This window comes from Faecalibacterium sp. BIOML-A4 (assembly GCF_009679665.1).
Taxonomy (GTDB): Bacteria; Bacillota; Clostridia; order Oscillospirales; family Ruminococcaceae; genus Faecalibacterium; species Faecalibacterium taiwanense.
Genome location: NZ_WKZG01000001.1, coordinates 14,485 through 33,037 on the forward strand (window position 1 = coordinate 14,485; position 18,553 = coordinate 33,037).

Here is an 18,553-nt window from a genome sequence, read left to right on the forward strand (position 1 = left end):
CAGGAAATCCCCGAAAATGACACCGAGAAACTACATTTTTACCGACCTATCCGCTTATACCAGCGGAAACGGCAGAAAGGAGCGAGAAATGCCACGCATGAGCAAAAAGCGGCGGTTGGAATGGAGCTTTTTCCTCAACCACCGAAACCGTATTACCTACAATGACCTTTGCCGGGGCTGCACACACGGCTGCAAGCAGAGCTTCCGGGCGATTATCGTCCTCTGCCCCCGGTATTTCTCTAAGAGATGGAAACACAAGGAGGACACCGCCAATGGCAGATAACCGCAAATATTACTACCTCAAACTGAAAGAAAACTTCTTCGACAGCGATTCCATTGTGCTGTTGGAGGACATGAAAGACGGGATTTTGTATTCCAATATCCTCTTGAAGCTGTACTTAAAATCGCTGAAAAATGGCGGCAGATTGCAGCTTGACGAGCATATCCCCTATACCGCCCAGATGATAGCCACGCTGACCCGTCACCAAATCGGGACGGTGGAACGGGCATTAGCCATCTTCCAGCAGTTAGGGCTTGTGGAGCAGCTTGACTGCGGGCTGCTTTATATGACCGACATTGAGCTGATGATTGGTCAATCCTCTACCGAAGCGGAACGGAAACGCGCCGCAAGGCTTGAAAATAAGGCACTTTTGCCGCCGCGGACAAATGGCGGACATTTGTCCGACATTCGTCCACCAGAGATAGAGATAAAGAAAGAGATAGATATAGAGTTAGAAAAAGAGGGAGAGTTAAAGGGACAAGCCCTCGCCCGCAGCTATGGCAGATATGAGAATGTATTTCTGACTGATACGGAGCTTTCCGAACTGCAAGCGGAGCTGCCCGAAAAATGGGCGTACTACATTGAGCGGCTTTCCGGCTATATCGCGTCCACGGGCAAGAAATATAAAAACCACGCCGCCACTATCCGCAGATGGGCGGCAGACGATACCGCAAAGGCTGCCCCGAAACAGGGCATACCCGAATACACCTGCAAGGAGGGCGAGAGCTTATGAGTAATCTGTTTACAGAACGAGTTTTGAATATGGCGGCTGTTACCCCACAGCCGGAGGACTACACGGGCGAGGACGGACTGCTTTACTGCGGCAAGTGTCACACTCCGAAAGAAGCCTACTTCCCGGAAAAGCAAGCCGCCCTGTTTGGGCGTGACCGCCACCCGGCAGAATGTGACTGCCAGAAAGCCCAGCGTTTGGAGCGTGAAGCCGCCGAACAGCGCAGAAAGCACCTTGACACCGTGGAGGACTTGAAGCGCCGGGGATTTACCAATCCTACCATGCAGGAATGGACTTTCGCCAACGACAACGGGAAATGCCCGCAAATGGAGATTGCACACTTCTATGTGGAGCATTGGGAAACCATGCGCGAGGAAAATATCGGCTATCTGCTATGGGGCAAGGTCGGCACAGGAAAAAGCTATTTTGCCGGGTGTATCGCTAATGCCCTCATGGAGCAGGAAGTCGCTGTCCGCATGACGAACTTCTCTGCGATTTTGAATGACCTGACCGCCAGCTTTGAGGGGCGCAACGAGTATATCGAGCGTCTTTGCCGTTTTCCTCTGCTTATCATTGATGATTTTGGAATGGAGCGCGGCACAGAGTACGGTTTAGAACAGGTCTACAATGTGATTGACAGCCGCTACCGCAGCCGCAAGCCCTTAATCGTTACCACCAATCTGACATTGGACAGCCTGCAAAATCCGCTGGACACCGCCCATGCCCGGATTTATGACCGCCTTTTGGAAATGTGCGCCCCTATCCTCTTTACGGGAGAGAACTTCCGCCGTGAAACGGCGCAAGCCAAGCTGAACAGACTAAAAGAATTGATGAAATGAAAGGAGTTGCCTATGGCAGAGAACAAGCAGAACACCACCCCGGAACGCCGCCCGGACTGCGTGACAGAGATCCGCATGGGCAACACCGTCCTTGTCGTTTCCGGATTTTTCAAAAAAGATACCACCGACACCGCAGCCGATAAGATGATGAAAGTGCTGGAGGCGGAAGCCGCCGCAGGACACAAAGCCCAGCTTTCGCCCTAACGCTACAAGCCGCACAGAAAAATCGTCATTTTACCGGGCGGTAAAGAAGCAGAAGCCGCTATACAGACAGCCGCCCCATGTGGTATAATCGAAATACGGAATAGTGGGGCTGGCTGTCGGAAACGGAGGATTTTATGTTAAGACAGACCACCCAGAAAATCACTGCCCTTTATCCAAGACTATCCCATGAGGACGAGCTGCAAGGCGAAAGTAATTCCATTTCCAACCAGAAGCGTATCCTTGAAACCTACGCAAAGCAGAACGGCTTTTCCAATCTGCGCTGGTACACGGACGATGGCTATTCTGGTGCGAACTTCCAAAGACCGGGCTTTCAATCCATGCTTGCGGACATTGAAGCCGGGAAAGTGGCTACCGTTATCGTAAAGGATATGTCACGGTTAGGGCGAAACTACCTGCAGGTGGGAATGTATACCGAGATGATTTTCCCACAAAAAGGCGTCCGCTTTATCGCAATTAACGATGGAGTGGACAGCGCACAGGGCGATAATGATTTTGCCCCTCTGCGGAACATTTTCAACGAATGGCTGGTGAGAGATACGAGTAAGAAAATCAAAGCTGTAAAACGGTCAAAAGGCATGAGCGGCAAGCCTGTTACGAGCAAACCCGTGTACGGCTACCTCATGGACGAGGACGAAAACTTCATCATTGACGAGGAAGCCGCACCCGTGGTCAAGCAGATATACCGTCTGTGCCTTGCCGGGAACGGTCCGACCAAGATAGCCCGTATGCTGACTGAGCAGGAAATCCCAACGCCGGGAACGCTGGAATACCGCAGGACGGGCAGCACACGCCGCTATCACCCCGGCTATGAGTGCAAATGGGCGACAAATACCGTGGTGCATATCCTTGAAAACCGGGAGTACATGGGCTGTTTGGTGAACTTCAAGACGGAGAAACCGTCCTACAAGACCAAGCACAGCATAGAAAATCCCATTGAGAAACAGGCAGTTTTCGAGAACCACCATGAGCCTATCATCGACACCCAGACATGGGAGCGTGTGCAGGAATTACGCAAACAGCGCAAGCGTCCGAACCGCTATGATGAAGTGGGCTTGTTCTCTGGTATGCTCTTTTGCGCGAACTGCGGCAGCGTCATGTATCAGCAGCGTTACCAGACCGATAAGCGGAAACAGGACTGCTATATCTGCGGGAACTACAAGAAGCGCACCCATGACTGCACCGCACATTTTATCCGCACCGACCTTTTGACTGCGGGCGTTCTCTCCAATCTACGGAAAGTGACGAGCTATGCGGCAAAGCATGAAGCCCGTTTTATGAAGCTGCTGATCGAGCAGAACGAGGACGGCGGCAAACGCCGGAACGCCGCCAAGAAAAAGGAACTGGAAGCTGCCGAAAAGCGTATCGGTGAACTTTCCGCTATTTTCAAGCGGCTGTATGAGGACAGCGTAAGCGGTCGCATTTCTGACGAGCGTTTCACGGAGCTTTCGGCAGACTATGAAGCCGAACAGCAGGAATTGAAAGAGCGTGTTGCCAGAATACAGGCGGAGCTTTCCAAAGCACAGGAAGCTACCGTAAACGCAGAAAAGTTTATGAACATTGTCCGCAAGCACATGAACTTTGAAGAACTGACCCACACCCTCTTGCGTGAGTTTGTAGAGAAAATCGTTGTGCATGAGTGCAGCTACGATGAAAACGGCACACGCAGACAGGATATTGAGATTTACTATTCTTTCGTCGGCAAAGTGGACTTGCCCGAATGACCGCCCGCCCTATCCGATATCAAAGGCAAGTATCGGATAGGAAAGGCAAAATTTTTTACACTTCTATTACTTCTTTATCACACATAAGCAAAGTCTCAGGGCATGAAGCAGCTCATGGCTGGCGGCGGCGTTGCTCTGGTGGGCATCACCCTGATTCCTCTGCTGTCTGGTCTGTTCGGCTAAGAGCCGCAGGCGGGGTTTCCCGCCTGTACATACGCAATCGCTCCATCTCTGCTGTGGATAACAGCCCTTTATCATAAGGAGCGCATTGCGGTACGAATCTCCACCCATCAATGAAAGGCGGTGTCTTATGCAGTTTTTGACCCACATCATTTTTCTCCTGAATCTCCTCAAGACCCTTATCAACCACTTCAGCTAAGGACGGTGACTGCTGAATGGAAACCGTTCTCAAGGCCATTGCCGACTGGATCAAAGGCATCCTGACGGCAGGCATTATGTCAAACCTTTCCGGCTTGTTCGACGATGTGAACACGCAGGTGGGAAACATCGCCCAGCAGGTGGGCACCAAGCCCTCCAGTTTTGAGCCGCGCGTTTTTGCGATGATTGAAGCCCTCTCCCGGAATGTAGTGCTGCCCATTGCAGGCATCATCCTGACCTTCATCGCCTGTTATGAATTGATTGAGATGATCACCCAGCACAACAACATGGCGCAGTTTGAGCCTGCCCTCATCATGCGCTGGATCTTCAAAACGGCGGTGTCGGTCTGGCTCATCAGCAATACTTTCGACATTGTGATGGCGGTCTTTGACCTGACACAGAAGGTGGTGTCCGATTCCAGCGGCATCATTGCCGGAAACACCCGTGTCAATGACATTGGTTTGTCCATGCTGCAATCCAGCCTGATGCAGATGGATGTAGGACCCCTGTTCGGGCTTTTCCTGCAAAGTTTCTTCATCGGCATCACCATGCGGATCTTGAGCATCATCATTTTTGTCATTGTCTACGGGCGCATGATCGAGATTTATTGCATGGTGAGCCTTGCGCCCATCCCCATGGCAACATGGGGCAACCACGAGCAGTCGCACATGGGGCAGAACTACCTGAAATGCCTGTTTGCGCTGGGTTTTCAGGGCTTTCTCATCCTCATCTGTGTGGCGATTTACGCTGTGCTGATCCAGAGCGTAGCGATTTCCGGGGATGCCATCAACTCCATTTGGAGCATTGTGGGCTACACCGTTCTGCTTTGTTTCAGCCTGTTCAAGACAAGCTCCGTGACAAAATCCGTCCTCGGAGCGCATTAAAGGAGGTGCTTTATTGGCTGCGTATATTTCCGTTCCCCGTGACCTGACGAAAGTAAAATCGAAGGTCGCGTTCAACCTGACGAAACGGCAACTGCTTTGTTTCGGCACGGCGGCACTGATTGGAGTGCCGCTGTTTTTTGTTCTCCGGGATTCCGGCGGCAACACTGCCACCACCCTCGGCATGATGGCCGTTATGCTGCCGGCGTTTTTCCTTGGGATGTACGAGAAAAACGGTCAACCTATGGAAAAGCTGCTGTCGCACTATGTTCAGGCGCGATTCTTGCGCCCGAAGATTCGACCTTATAAGACCAACAACTACTATGCACTGCTTATGAAGGGAGGCGTGACCCATGATCCCGTTTTGGAAAAAGACCGGTAAGCACAGCAAGTCCCAGTCTGCGCAGAAGCGCAGGCAGAAAGCAAAGCCTGCTATTCCCCGGACTGCCCAGCAATCTATCCCCATGCAGCGGATGTTTGAGGATGGCACCTGCCGGGTGAAGCCCAACTACTACACCCGCACCATCCAGTATCAGGACATCAATTACCAGCTCGCCCAGCAGGAGGACAGGACCGCCATTTTCGAGGAATGGTGCAGTTTCCTGAACTTCTTTGATAGCTCCATCAAATTTGAGCTGTCCTTTGTGAACATGGCGACCGACAGCACCGAGTTTGAAAAGAGCATCCGTATCCCGTACCAGAAGGACGGTTTCGATGATGTTCGTGCGGAGTATTCCCAGATGCTGCGCCAGCAGCTTGCCAAGGGCAATAATGGTCTGACTAAGACCAAATTCATCACCTTTGGTGTGGAGGGCGAGAGCATGGCGCAGGTCAAGCCCCGTCTGGACCACATCCAGAACGATCTGCTGAACAACTTCCACCGGCTGGGGGTGCAGGCAAAGCCCCTGAACGGTGCCCAGCGGCTGAAACTCATGCACGATATGTTCAACATGGACGGTGCCAGCAAGTTTCATTTCGACTGGAAAGACCTCGTAAAAAGTGGGCTTTCGACGAAGGATGCCATTGCACCCACCGCCTTTGCCTTCAAGAACAGCCGCACCTTCCAGATGGGCGGTATCTTTTGCGCCGCCAGCTTTCTGAGCATCACGGCATCCGACATCAGCGACCAGCTTCTGAAGGACTTTCTGGATATGGATTCCTCGCAGATCGTTACCATGCACATTCAGTCCGTTGACCAGAACAAGGCTATCAAAACCATCAAGCACACCATCACCGAACTCGATAGATCAAAGATTGAGGAGGTGCGCCCAGATAGGGCATTGTGTAGTGTAGCGTAAGGGACTACCCCGTAGGATAACGCGGGAAACAACCTGCCTAACCGAAAGGCGAAAGCTGAAACGGGAACAGAGCACGGCAGGAAAGCGGTAAGTCACTGAAAGACAGTATTGTGCGACTGAACCGCCATGTTAAGCGGATACGAGGATGAAGTTGGGTTTACTGATACGCAAGTTTCTAATTTCTGTTATTTTCAGGCGGAGGAAAATGTCTGAAACCTCTGTCATGAACGCGATGGATGATGCTCTTCCATCCATCGGTTATCTCAATGTTCATGGAATCTGTAGGAGAACCTATGGCAAGGAAACGAAAGCGCATACCGACAATCCGCATTTCCCTACACACAATGTTAACTGGGGATACCCTACACAGGAACGCCTGAAAAGGCTATGGCTGTAGAGCCTGAAAATCCTGCATGGGTACGGAACGCTCATAGTAGTCCGAGAGGGATAATGACCCTTACATGGCGAAGGAGCGTAGTTATTGTGTACTAAGATAGAACGTTGATTAGGGAGGAAAACCTCATTGCAACCAACAACCGAAATTTTAGAAAGAATCAGCAAAGACTCATTAACCCATAAGGAAGAAGTATTTACTAGATTGTATCGCTATCTGCTGCGCCCAGATATTTACTATCAGGCATACCAGCGTCTGTACACGAACAAGGGTGCATCGACAAAAGGTATCAATCAAGACACAGCAGACGGTTTCAGCGAAGCTAAGATTGAAAAAATCATTCAGTCCTTGGCAGATGAAACCTATCAGCCCACGCCAGTACGACGAACTTATATTGCAAAGAAAAGCAATCCGAAGAAGAAGCGTCCATTAGGTATTCCGACCTTTACGGACAAATTGGTTCAAGAAGCACTCCGTATGATATTGGAAGCAATTTATGAACCGCTCTTTCTGGACTGCTCGCATGGATTCCGCCCGAAAAGAAGCTGTCACACCGCATTAGACAAATTGAAGTACCAATTTGGTGGTGTGCGTTGGTTTGTTGAGGGGGATATTAAAGGGTGCTTTGACAATATAAATCACGATGCACTGGTTGGATTTATCGGCAGCAAGGTCAAAGATGCACGCATCGTAAAACTGGTCTACAAATTTCTAAAAGCAGGATATTTGGAAGATTGGGTTTACCACAAAACCTACAGCGGCACACCGCAAGGCGGTATTCTTTCACCGTTGCTGGCAAACATCTATCTGCACGAACTTGATAAATTCGTCATGCAGCTAAAAGACGAATTTGACACTCCTGAAAAAGGGAAAATCACCCCGGAATACCGTGAACTGCACAATAGAATCAAAAATCTTTGCTACCACATCGACAGAAAGAATGGAGTAGAAAGAGAAAGCATGATTGCAGAGTGTAAAACACTCCGCAAACAACTTTTGAAAACTCCTTGCACAGCACAGACGGATAAAAAGCTCAAATATATCCGCTATGCAGATGATTTTATTATTGGTGTAAAGGGCAGTAAAGAGGATTGCCAGTGGATTAAGAGCAAACTCTCTGAGTTTATTGGGCAAACACTCAAGATGGAACTCAGCGAAGAAAAGACACTTATTACCCACAGCAGTGAATGTGCCCGGTTCTTAGGTTTTGATGTTCGTGTCAGAAGATGTGAGAAAGTAAAGCGGAACAAGAAAGGCACAAAAGCGAGAACTCTCAACAACCATGTTGAACTGCTAGTGCCATTCGATGACAAAATCCACAACTTTATTTTCTCAAAGGGTATAGCGATACAGAAAAAGGACGGAAAGCTATTTCCCGTTCACAGAAATTCCCTGCTACGGCTGACAGACCTTGAGATAGTCACAGTTTACAACGATGAGTTGAGAGGTATTTGTAATTATTACGGAATAGCCAGCAACTTCTGTAAACTGAAATATCTGTCTTACCTTATGGAATACAGCTGCCTAAAAACGCTTGCAGCAAAACACAAAAGCAAAATCTCAAAAGTTGTTGCTATGTATAAAGACGGAACTGGCGAATGGGGTATCCCCTATGAAACGAAAAAGAAAGCCAAGCGCCGCTATTTCGCCAACTATATGGACTGTAAAGATGCGAAAATTTCAACAGACTGCATTAGCAATGCCGCAATTATTTATGGTCAGTCGGTAACACCGCTTGAGAAGCGTTTGAAAGCAAGAATTTGTGAACTCTGTGGCACAACGGAAAGCGAACGTTACGAAATCCACCATATCAATAAACTGAAAAACCTTAAAGGAAAAGAACCGTGGGAAATCGCAATGTTAGCAAAACGGCGAAAGACACTTGTAGTGTGTGAGCATTGCCACCATCTAATTCACAATCAATGAGTTTTTCTGACCGAACAATGACAGAGCCGTATACTTCGAGAGAGGTAAGTACGGTTCCCGGAGAGGGTGATGCAAACCTGCTATCGCAAGATAGTAAGGCGGCAGCTCCCTACTCCACCAGAAAAAGGCAATCCGCGCCGGGTATGATATCGACATCATTCCGTCGGATTTGGCGACCTACGGCAGAGATGCCAAGGCTCTTTTGAAGGAATTGCAGAGCCAGAACGAGCGGATGTTCCTTGTTACCTTTCTGGTGCTGAACACGGGCAGGACTGAGCAGGAACTGGAAAACAACGTCTTTCAGGCCAGCTCCATTGCCCAGAAGCACAACTGTAATCTGTGCAGACTGGACTATCAGCAGGAGCAAGGGCTGATGAGCAGCCTGCCGCTGGCAGACTGTCAGATTGAGATTCAGCGGGGACTGACCACCAGCAGCACCGCCATCTTCATCCCGTTCACCACACAGGAACTGTACCAGTCTGGCAAAGAAAGCCTGTATTACGGCCTGAACGCCCTGTCCAACAACCTTATCATGGTGGACCGGAAGAAGCTGAAGAATCCCAACGGCCTGATCCTCGGCACTCCCGGTTCTGGCAAAAGTTTCTCGGCAAAGCGTGAAATCACCAATGCGTTTCTGGTGACGGACGATGATATTATTGTGAACGATCCTGAGGGAGAGTATTCTCCGCTGGTAAATCGACTGAAAGGTCAGGTCATCAAAATCAGCCCCAACAGTACCCAGTTCATCAACCCTATGGACATTAACGCCAACTATTCGGAGGAAGATAATCCGCTTTCCCTGAAAGCTGACTTTATCCTTTCGCTGTGCGAACTGGTGGTGGGCGGCAAGGAAGGGCTGCTGCCGGTGGAGAAAACCGTCATCGACCGCTGTGTGCATCTGATCTACCGCAAATATTTTGCGGACCCCTGCCCGGAGAATATGCCCATCCTTGAGGATTTGTACAACGCCCTACTCCAACAGGACGAGAAAGAAGCCCACCATGTTGCCACCGCACTGGAGATCTACGTCAAGGGCAGTCTGAACCTGTTCAACCACCGCACGAATGTGAACGTCAATAACCGCATCGTCTGCTACGACATCAAGGAACTGGGCAAGCAGATGAAGAAGCTCGGTATGCTCATCGTGCAGGATCAGGTCTGGGGGCGTGTCACGGCAAACCGCAGCAGCGGAAAGTCCACCCGGTATTATATGGATGAGATGCACCTCCTCTTAAAAGAGGAACAGACCGCCGCTTATTCCGTCGAGATTTGGAAGCGTTTCCGCAAGTGGGGCGGCATCCCCACAGGGTTGACCCAGAACGTGAAAGACCTCCTTTCTTCTCGTGAAGTCGAGAATATTTTCGAGAACAGCGACATGATTATCATGCTGAATCAGGCGGCGGGAGACCGGCAAATTCTCGCAAAGCAGCTCAATATTTCGCCCCATCAGCTTTCCTACGTTACCCACTCCGGCGAGGGCGAAGGGCTGCTGTTTTTCGGAAATGTCATTCTGCCGTTTGTGGACCGTTTCCCCACCGATTTGGAACTCTACCGCATTATGACCACCAAGTTGGGTGAAGTTTCGGAGGGCGCACAGAAATGAGTGAACCGAAGCTGAACATTAAAGAGGAAACGTCAACCAAAAAGACCCGTTCTCCCCCGAAAAAAGCCAAGGTAGAGCAGACGGTGCCCAAAAAGAAAAAGCTGAAAACCGATGCAGATAAAGCTGCGGAAAAGGCACAGCATCTGCGGTTTGGCAAGGTGGAACTGACCCCGGACGAACTGAGCCGTTTGAGCATGGCGCAGAAGCGGGAGATGTACGCCGCCCATGCCGCCCGGTCTGCGGTGCACCGGGAAATCGACCAGTACGAGGATGACAATGTGGGCACGCAGGCTCTGAGCGAGGGCGAAAAGGCGGCTGGCAATGTCAGGGATATTTCCAAGAGCAGATACGCCCGCAAACTTAAGAAGAAAGCCAAGATGCAGGGCAAGAAAGATGCCCGAACCGCAAAACCTTCCGTGCAGAAGCCGACCTCGGCACAAGATGCAGGCGCATCCTGCACCGGTGAGGGCGGCTCCAACTGGCTTTCCCGCTGGAAACAGCGGCAAGAAATTCACAAAAGCTATTATACCGCCGCCCGGTCGGGCACGGCGGCGCAGACCGCAGGTGGCAAAGCGGCATCCAACGGTGTATCTGCCGCCCGGTCCGGCGTGGAACAGGCGGTGGAGAAAGGCAAAACTGCCGTCAGCACCGCCGTAAAGGGGCTGATGAATGCCGCCAAGGGCAACGCACACGTTCTGGTGATCGTGGGCGTTTTTCTTTTGCTCGTCCTCATGGTGATGTCGGGCTTTTCCTCCTGCGGAATCCTCTTTTCCGGCGGCACACATGTGTCCGGGCAGACCATGTATTCTGCCGAGGACCGGGACATCCGGGGCGCAGAACAGGACTACAAGAAGCTGGAAAAGGAACTGGACAAAAAGATCAAGCGCACCCCCACCGATCACCCCGGCTACAACGAGTACCAGTACCACCTTGACCCCATCGAGCACGACCCGTGGCAGCTCACCTCTTTTCTCACGACTCTGTATGACGATTACACTCGGTCAGAGGTGCAGAGCAAGCTGAAGGAGACCTTCAAAAAGCAGTACAAGCTCACCACATGGGTGGAGGTGCAGACCCGGTATATGACTGTGTGGGTCATGACTCCGGCAGGAGTCCCAATTCCTACGCAGGTGCCCTATGAGTATCGAATTTTCCACACCAAACTGGTGAACCGTGGCTTGGAGGTGGTCATCCGGGAAGAACTGAACAACGACCAGTGGAAACGCTACGAGATCTTTCAGGACACCTTGGGTGGCAGACCTTACCTGTTCAACGGCGGATTACCGCCCGGTGGCTCCGATGGCTCCGGCGCACCGGGCATCGACTATCAGGTTCCGGCAGAAGCTCTGACGGACGAGGAATTTGCCGCCATCTACAAGGAAGCCCAAAAGTATGTGGGAACGCCCTACGTCTGGGGCGGCTCTACCCCAGAAACCGGCTTTGACTGTTCAGGCTACGTCTGCTGGGTGTACAACCAGAACGGCTATGATGTAGGACGCACCACCGCCAACGGTTTGTGGAACAAGAGCCAGCACATCAGCGAGGCAGAAGCAAAGCCCGGTGACCTTGTTTTCTTCGAGGGAACGTATGATACGCCGGGGAAAAGCCATGTGGGCATCTACCTCGGCAACGGCATGATGGTCAGTGCCGGAGACCCCATCAAGTACGCAAACATTCACTCGTCCTACTGGGAGAAGCATCTCGCCGGGTTCGGACGGCTTTCAAAATGATTGGAGGAGTTACTATGAGCGAAAAATCGGATAAGTTGCGGGCGATGCTGGCAAAAGAGAAGGAACGCCGCATCAAACTGAACAACCGCATCGAGATTCTGGAGCGGCGCATTCAGGAGGAAGATTCTGCTGAGGTCAACGAGATGGTTCGGACTGCAAAGGTCACGCCGGAACAGCTCGCCGCCCTGCTGCGGCAGTCAGCCACCACCACCCCGAACCCGGCTGCGCTGTCCGCCGTGGGTGCCACTTTCGAGAAGGAGGATGCAGATGAAGATTAAGAAACTGGGCGCACTGCTGGTATCGGCGGTGCTGTGCGCTGGCATGGCAGCTCCCGCCTTTGCCTTTGAGGGCGAAGCCGTCCCGGTGGAGCAGCCTGTTCTGCCGGAAGTGGTGGAGGAGGATGTTGTCACCGTCACGGATGAAACCTCCGGTGCCCTGACCCCGGAGGGCAATCTGACGCTGGTGGATGACTACCACACCAATTATTCCGATGGCAGCGGACAGCAGTTTATTACGCTGGTCAGCAAATCGGGCAATACCTTCTATCTGGTCATCGACAGGAACAGCAAAGGGGCGCAGACCGTTCACTTTATGAACCTTGTGGATGAAGCCGACCTGTTGGCTCTGATGGAGGAAGAAGATGCGGACGCTTACACTGCTGAAAAAGAAGCTGCGGCAAAAGCTGAACAGGACAAGCTGAAAGCCGAGGAAGAAGCCAAGAAAGCCGCAGAGGAAGCGGAAAAAGCGGCTGACGCACCGAAAGAAAACAAGGTCACGAAGTATGCGGCGGGCTTTCTCGGTGTCGTTGCCCTGATTGCACTGGTGGCTGGCGGCGGTGCGTATTTCTTCATCCAGCAGAAGAATAAAAAGCAAGCTGAAAAAGAAGCCATTGACCCGGATGCAGACTATACCGAGGACAAGGGCGATTTTGAAATTCCTACCGAAGATGAGGCGGAAGAAAGCGGCGAGGAAGATACCGAACCCATCTGATTTTAAGGCGGCATTTTGCCGCCTTACATATTGTAATCCGAAACAGATTGGAGGGATTCTTATCGCAAAATTGATCGTAGCGGAAAAGCCGTCCGTTGCCATGGCTTACGCTAAAGTCCTCGGTGCCACCAGCCGTCAGGACGGCTACCTTGAGGGCAACGGCTATCTCGTCAGTTGGTGTATCGGTCATCTGGTGGAACTGGCTCCGCCCAATGTTTACGATGCCAAATACGTCAAGTGGAGCATCGCCGATTTGCCCATCCTGCCGCAGAAGTGGCAGTATTTGGTTTCTGCGTCCACCAAAAAGCAGTTTGGCATCCTGAAAAAACTCATGCACCGCCCGGATGTGGATAGCATCGTGAACAGTTGCGATTCCGGTCGGGAGGGAGAACTGATTTTCCGTTTGGTGTACCAGCAAGCAGGCTGCAAAAAGCCCTTTTCTCGTCTGTGGCTGTCCAGCATGGAGGAAACCGCCATCCGGGAGGGCTTTGCCCATCTCAAACCGTCAACTGAATACGATGCCTTGTATGAGGCGGCTTTATGCCGGGAACGTGCCGACTGGATGGTTGGCATCAACTGCTCCCGGCTTTTTTCGTGTCTGTACAACCAGCCTTTGGCGGTGGGGCGTGTTATGACCCCGGTGCTTGCCATGACCGTGGTGAGGGAAGTTGCTATCACTGCCTTTACGCCAGAGAAATTCTACACGGTTGCCCTGACCCTTGCAGACGGCGGCACTGCATCCAGCAAACGATTTGCACAGAAAGTGGATGCTGAACTGCTGCTTTCCAAATGCCGAAAGGAGGGACGTGTCACAGTGCAGAAGATGGAACGCAAGGAAAAGTCCGAAAGCCCACCGCAGCTCTATGACCTTACTGCATTGCAGCGGGATGCAAATCGTCTGCTGGGATTTACGGCACAGCAGACCTTGGATTATGCCCAAAGCCTTTACGAAAAACGGCTCATCACCTACCCCCGCACGGACAGCCGTTTTTTGACGGAGGATATGGCGGCATCCCTTCCGGGATTGGTGACAGATACGGGCAGAGCGTTTGCTGTGGAAGAACCGTTTCCCATCCATGTACAGCAGGTCATCAATGGCAGCAAAGTCACCGACCACCATGCGCTGCTGCCCACGAAAAGCATGGCAAAAGCAGACCTTGCCGCACTCCCTGCCGGGGAGCGGAATGTCCTTCGGCTGATTGCCGCACGGCTGCTCTGCGCCGTAGGCGAACCGCACCGCTATGCAGAAACCACACTCACCACCATCTGCGCCGAAGAGGAGTTCTCCGCAAAAGGCAAGGTGGTGCTGTCCGAGGGATGGAAAGCTGCGGAGCGAAAAATGCTGGGCGAACTGCTGGGCAAGCAGAAAGAATCGGCTGCTCTGCCCGATGTGCAGGAGCAGAGCCAGTGCAGCGTTGCCGGTGCAGAACTGAAAGAGGGTCAAACGTCCCCGCCGAAATCCTACACGGAAGATACTCTCCTGTCAGCTATGCAGGCAGCGGGTGCAGACAGTATGCCGGCAGGCGTGGAACGTCAGGGCATCGGCACTCCGGCAACCCGTGCCGCTACCATCGAAAAGCTGGTGCAGAAGGGCTTTCTGGAGCGCAAGGGCACCAAGAAAACCAAGGTGCTGCTGCCCACCGCTAAGGGCAAGGCGTTGATTACTGTGATGCCCGAAGAAATCCAGTCCGCTGACATGACCGCCGACTGGGAAACAAAACTGTTGTGCGTGGAGCGCGGCGAGATGGAGTCGGAAACATTTATGACTGAAATCAAAGATATGATCTCCTCGTTGGTGAACACCACCGAGGCCATGAAAGGAGCAAATGTGCTTATGAAAAATAAAGTGATTGGTGTCTGTCCGAACTGTGGCAAATCTGTTGTGGAACGTGAAAAGGGCTGGTTTTGTGAATCCAATCCCTGCCGTTTCGTGCTGTGGAAAGACAATGCTTTCTTCAAGAGGTTGGGTAAACGGCTGGATGCTCATGTGGCCGACAAGCTGCTGCGGGATGGCCGCGTCCGTCTGAAGGACTGCAAGAGTGCCAAGGGCAAGGTATACAACGCCACTGTCCTGCTGTCTACCGAAGCCGATGGTCGCAGCAAGTTTTCGCTGGAATTTGAGGGTGGCCGCTGATGAGGGTACAGGATGAAGCCGTTTATCTGCTGAACAACGAAAAATACCTGCATCTGCGGGAAAATACTTCCGGCGTTGGCTACGCCACCTATGACAAGCTGACCCTGCTGCCGTTGGAAAAGGGACAGATTCCCTTTGAGCATCTGCCGCCCGATGGCAGAAATGCTATTCCTGCCGCCCGGAACTGGTTCCTTTTTGAACTATCCGATGATCCTCGCAGGGCTATCCAGCTTGAAAGTGTGAGAATCCTCGACAACATCCCGGATTCCGGCATTCGCAAGCGGCGTATCTGGGAAGATCCGTCCATTACTATGAATGATGTGCGGCTCATCGACAGCAACTACAAGGACTTATACCGTGTTCCCAATGGCAGTGTGATTCAGGTGGACTACCCGGATGGCCGAAGTTTCACAACACGGCTGGAACATTGGGACGAGTATCATTTTGATGTTGGTGGACTGGGCGATATGTTCCACATCTGCCAGTTTTCCGAGGTCATGGAGCGCAATGGAGCCAGCTATTACCCGGAAATCCAGACACAGGATGAAACAGGTGCATGGGAACTAGGCGGAAAAGGCTATATTGCCATCCAGTCCTGTGACGATGGCTGGGATTACACCCTCTATCACAGCGATTACTCTGTGATGGACAGCGGCCAAATCGACGCGCCGGAGCTGACGATTCAGGAAGTCCGGGAAGAAATTCTGGAAGCACATCACATGGAAAAAGGTCGGCGGCTGATACAGGACTACGATTTTATCATGGACAGAGCCGCCGAAGCCGAAGAACTGGGACTAAACAGCCGCCCTTCCACGCTGGAAAAGCTGGCTTCACTGGCTGGCGCAAAAGAAAAATGCGATGCCCCGGAGTGCAGCCCCGTTGGGTGCCGGAAAGTGAGGGATGCTCATGAACTTTAATGGCGAAGAATTGACGCTGATGATGCTCTACAATTCCGGCTCCCGGCCGGGTTTGATGCAGGAGCTGCGGCTGATGCAGTGTTACCTGATGCCTGATGAAACTGCCCTGAGAGAACTGTCCGAACAGGTCATTGAAAAGCTGAAACTTATGACCGATGCCGAGTTTGCCGAGCTGGAATTTCCGCTCGACTGAATTTTTATGGCCAATAAGTAGTATGAATATCTTTTCTTCCCTCAAATATGTGATATACTAGTAGCATCACATATAGTAAATGAAGGAGGAAGGTTTTAGATGGATTTAGTTAAAGTCCAACAAATACACAATCAGTATCGTATCTTTCGACAAGATATGTATAATGAGTGGGAAGAGTATGCTTACTTGAATCATTGCATAAGAAAGCCGACTAAAGAACCTTTTGAGTTTAATAGCCTATTAAGTGACAGTGTATTGCATAAAACTATTGTTGATGCTGGCGGAATGCAAACTAGGTTTTTGAGCGGTGGCAATTCAAGAAGTCATTTCATCAATTCTGTTGGGCGATTTGAAGTATATATTTCCTCTTTAGCTAAGGTTGTGTTTATAGACTATCCTCAAAAGATGAAGGGATCTGATTCTGAAACCGAAACCTCTAAGGCATTCCAATTGATTTTAAGTTGTAGCACGCGTGACGAAATGATTGACACGCTTGCTGAAGAAAAGGTCCGAAGTATTTTCTATGGAAATCCTGCTGATGTGTTTTTGAAAGATAAGTGCAAATTAGAGTTGGGAACACTTTTTTCTTCCAAATACCGTTTAGCCATTTCTCTATATAGTGAGATTTTAGGAAGACGAAATGCCATAATCCATAATTCCGGTAGAGTTGACAAGAAATATATAAGAGAAAATCCTCAAAGTACTCTTTTGGAAGGCAAAAAGATTATTATTTTTGAAAATTATCTACGCGGAACTATTGGCTTATTGGTTGGAATCGCTGCTGAAACCACAAGTAACGTTGTGGAGAATATTTATAAAGGAAATGTTCAAGGAATATTAGGCCGCGCCACAAATTCGTTTGAGAATTGCTATGAAATCGACTGGTATAAGAGATTGTTGCAAAATTCCGACTAAATCCTTTTAATTTTACTAATTTATTGGAAATCACGATACATCCGAACGCTATTTTCCTGAGAGCGGCCTTTACAAAGGTCGCTCTTTTTATATCCTAAAATCGAAAGGAGGAACGCAATGCCAAATAAAACGCAAGAATACTTGAACCTTGCACAGCAAACGGCAAAGGAACTGACCCGGTATTGGGAAAACTGGACGGACTACCTGACCACAGCATCCCGGCTGTACAAGTACAACTTTGCCGACCAGCTTATGATTTACGCCCAGCGGCCTGATGCCACCGCCTGCGCCAGTTTCGACCTCTGGAATGACCGCATGAACCGCTATGTCCGGCGTGGCTCCAAGGGCATCGCTCTGTTAGACCAGTCCAGCAGTGTTCCGCGTCTGCACTACGTTTTCGATGTGAGCGACACTGGAGTACGGCGTAATTCGCGTGATCCAGAAGTATGGCAGCTCGGTCCCGATCTGGTTCAGCCTGTGTCGGAAATGCTCGCTAGAGAGTACGGCATCCGGCATGAACGAATCACCCAGCAAATCGCAGACATTTGCGGCAAACTGGTGGATTCCTATTGGGATAACAACAGCGGTGACATTCTCGACATCGTTGACGGCTCTCTTCTGATGGATTATGATGAAGCCGGACAGGAGTTCCAGTTTAAGAGTGCAGCTGCCATCAGCATCACCTATGCCGTCCTTGAACGCTGCGGCTTTGAACCGGAAGGACATTTTGACCGGGACGATTTTCAGGCCATCTTCTCCTTTTCCACTCCTGCCGCTGTGTACGCACTGGGTACGGCAGTCAGTGATTGCAGCCGTGAACTGCTGCGCAGCATCGAAAGAACCGTAAAGACGACCACTCGCCGCCGCAACGTAGAAAGGAGCCAACATGAATATGAGCAGCAGGAACTTGACCTACTCGACCATCGGGGACTACCAGCTCCCGAACCTGACCCTGCCCCAGCAGGAAAAAGCACTGGGCAAGTACGGGCGGCTGCGCCGGACTTACCTGATGCAGCATCGCCCGGTGCTGTACAACTCGATGCTCCTGTCGGGGACTCTGCATCCACACCTGTTGGAAGTGGAGCAGACCGCAGAAAGCCGGATGCGGCAGACCATGCAGGAACTGCTGATGAAGAACCCGGCTCCGAACAAGGAGCAGCATCAGATGGAGTGGGTGCAGCACATGAACAGTCTGAAAGCACAGGCCGAGGAACTGGTGATGAACGAGCTGATCTACAGCTAAGTTTCTTCGATGCCCACATTCCCACCGAAGCCGAACAAATTGAATCCATCGACCAAGCGGAGAACGAGAAATCGTCCTTCGCTTTTTCTTTATCACAGGCTGATATTGAAAACGCGCTGTGGAGAGGTTCTAACTTTGAAAACAGCAAACTTCGGA

The 18,553-nt window shown here is 51.1% G+C and carries 17 protein-coding genes and 3 pseudogenes; 19 read left to right on the forward strand and 1 reads right to left on the reverse strand.

The genetic code is table 11. From position 1 onward, the window contains the following. The first annotated feature begins 88 nt into the window (after positions 1-88). The 18 genes and pseudogenes from GKG34_RS00125 (at position 89) to GKG34_RS00210 (ending at position 17,154) form a co-directional block, all read left to right on the forward strand. Positions 89-283 (forward strand): hypothetical protein, encoded by a 195-nt coding sequence (locus GKG34_RS00125; RefSeq protein WP_154255460.1) that lies wholly within the window; start codon positions 89-91, stop codon positions 281-283. Then, positions 273-1,013: a phage replisome organizer N-terminal domain-containing protein gene (locus GKG34_RS00130; RefSeq protein WP_005946141.1), complete on the forward strand. Its 741-nt coding sequence runs from the start codon at positions 273-275 to the stop codon at positions 1,011-1,013. Before GKG34_RS00125 ends, GKG34_RS00130 begins: the two co-directional genes overlap by 11 nt. Next, a complete protein-coding gene (locus tag GKG34_RS00135; RefSeq protein ID WP_117528307.1) occupies positions 1,010-1,849 on the forward strand; it encodes an ATP-binding protein in 840 nt (279 codons plus the stop codon). The genes GKG34_RS00130 and GKG34_RS00135 overlap by 4 nt, the downstream gene beginning before the upstream one ends. A gap of 12 nt (positions 1,850-1,861) precedes the next feature. After that, positions 1,862-2,053: a transposon-encoded TnpW family protein gene (locus GKG34_RS00140; protein ID WP_005946147.1), complete on the forward strand. Its 192-nt coding sequence runs from the start codon at positions 1,862-1,864 to the stop codon at positions 2,051-2,053. 134 nt (positions 2,054-2,187) lie between these two features. Continuing rightward, positions 2,188-3,795, forward strand: a complete 1,608-nt coding sequence (locus GKG34_RS00145) for a recombinase family protein (RefSeq protein ID WP_154255321.1) — start codon at positions 2,188-2,190, stop codon at positions 3,793-3,795. A gap of 87 nt (positions 3,796-3,882) precedes the next feature. After that, positions 3,883-3,978: pseudogene (locus GKG34_RS00150) on the forward strand (Maff2 family protein); the annotation flags it as partial. Positions 3,979-4,190: 212 nt separating this feature from the next. Next, positions 4,191-5,057: a VirB6/TrbL-like conjugal transfer protein, CD1112 family gene (locus GKG34_RS00155; RefSeq protein WP_154255322.1), complete on the forward strand. Its 867-nt coding sequence runs from the start codon at positions 4,191-4,193 to the stop codon at positions 5,055-5,057. 13 nt (positions 5,058-5,070) lie between these two features. Continuing rightward, complete coding sequence (locus GKG34_RS00160; protein WP_154255323.1) at positions 5,071-5,436, forward strand: PrgI family protein; 366 nt, start codon at positions 5,071-5,073, stop codon at positions 5,434-5,436. Next, a pseudogene (locus GKG34_RS00165) lies at positions 5,408-6,316 on the forward strand (conjugal transfer protein TraE); the annotation flags it as partial. The gene GKG34_RS00160 and the pseudogene GKG34_RS00165, both read left to right, overlap by 29 nt. Before the next feature lie 559 nt (positions 6,317-6,875). Further along, positions 6,876-8,672: a reverse transcriptase domain-containing protein gene (locus GKG34_RS00170; protein WP_154255324.1), complete on the forward strand. Its 1,797-nt coding sequence runs from the start codon at positions 6,876-6,878 to the stop codon at positions 8,670-8,672. Positions 8,673-8,790: 118 nt separating this feature from the next. Further along, positions 8,791-10,275 (forward strand): annotated as a pseudogene (locus GKG34_RS00175) (DUF87 domain-containing protein); the annotation flags it as partial. Beyond that, a complete protein-coding gene (locus GKG34_RS00180; protein ID WP_154255325.1) occupies positions 10,272-12,005 on the forward strand; it encodes a C40 family peptidase in 1,734 nt (577 codons plus the stop codon). The pseudogene GKG34_RS00175 and the gene GKG34_RS00180, both read left to right, overlap by 4 nt. Before the next feature lie 14 nt (positions 12,006-12,019). Further along, positions 12,020-12,283: a DUF4315 family protein gene (locus GKG34_RS00185; protein WP_097785686.1), complete on the forward strand. Its 264-nt coding sequence runs from the start codon at positions 12,020-12,022 to the stop codon at positions 12,281-12,283. Continuing rightward, positions 12,267-12,995, forward strand: coding sequence for a DUF4366 domain-containing protein (locus tag GKG34_RS00190; protein WP_154255326.1), 729 nt, complete (start codon positions 12,267-12,269; stop codon positions 12,993-12,995). Before GKG34_RS00185 ends, GKG34_RS00190 begins: the two co-directional genes overlap by 17 nt. Positions 12,996-13,050: 55 nt before the next feature. Further along, positions 13,051-15,129: a DNA topoisomerase 3 gene (locus GKG34_RS00195; protein ID WP_347563411.1), complete on the forward strand. Its 2,079-nt coding sequence runs from the start codon at positions 13,051-13,053 to the stop codon at positions 15,127-15,129. Next, the gene (locus tag GKG34_RS00200) at positions 15,129-16,046 is read left to right on the forward strand and encodes an LPD16 domain-containing protein (RefSeq protein WP_173015205.1); all 918 of its coding nucleotides are present in this window, start codon (positions 15,129-15,131) and stop codon (positions 16,044-16,046) included. Before GKG34_RS00195 ends, GKG34_RS00200 begins: the two co-directional genes overlap by 1 nt. After that, a complete protein-coding gene (locus GKG34_RS00205) occupies positions 16,036-16,239 on the forward strand; it encodes a transposon-transfer assisting family protein (protein ID WP_118554225.1) in 204 nt (67 codons plus the stop codon). Before GKG34_RS00200 ends, GKG34_RS00205 begins: the two co-directional genes overlap by 11 nt. 99 nt (positions 16,240-16,338) lie before the next feature. Continuing rightward, positions 16,339-17,154 carry a hypothetical protein gene (locus GKG34_RS00210; RefSeq protein WP_154255328.1) on the forward strand — a complete coding sequence of 272 codons (816 nt, stop codon included), beginning with the start codon at positions 16,339-16,341 and terminating at the stop codon, positions 17,152-17,154. Between the two features lie 357 nt (positions 17,155-17,511). Here the strand turns inward: GKG34_RS00210 and GKG34_RS15800 are convergent, their stop codons facing one another. Then, a complete protein-coding gene (locus tag GKG34_RS15800; RefSeq protein WP_243139178.1) occupies positions 17,512-18,042 on the reverse strand; it encodes a hypothetical protein in 531 nt (176 codons plus the stop codon). Here GKG34_RS15800 and GKG34_RS15805 point away from each other — a divergent pair. Next, on the forward strand, positions 18,041-18,397 hold the full coding sequence (locus GKG34_RS15805) for a TnpV protein (protein ID WP_243139179.1): 357 nt from the start codon (positions 18,041-18,043) through the stop codon (positions 18,395-18,397). The genes GKG34_RS15800 and GKG34_RS15805 overlap by 2 nt on opposite strands. The last annotated feature ends 156 nt before the right edge of the window (positions 18,398-18,553 follow it).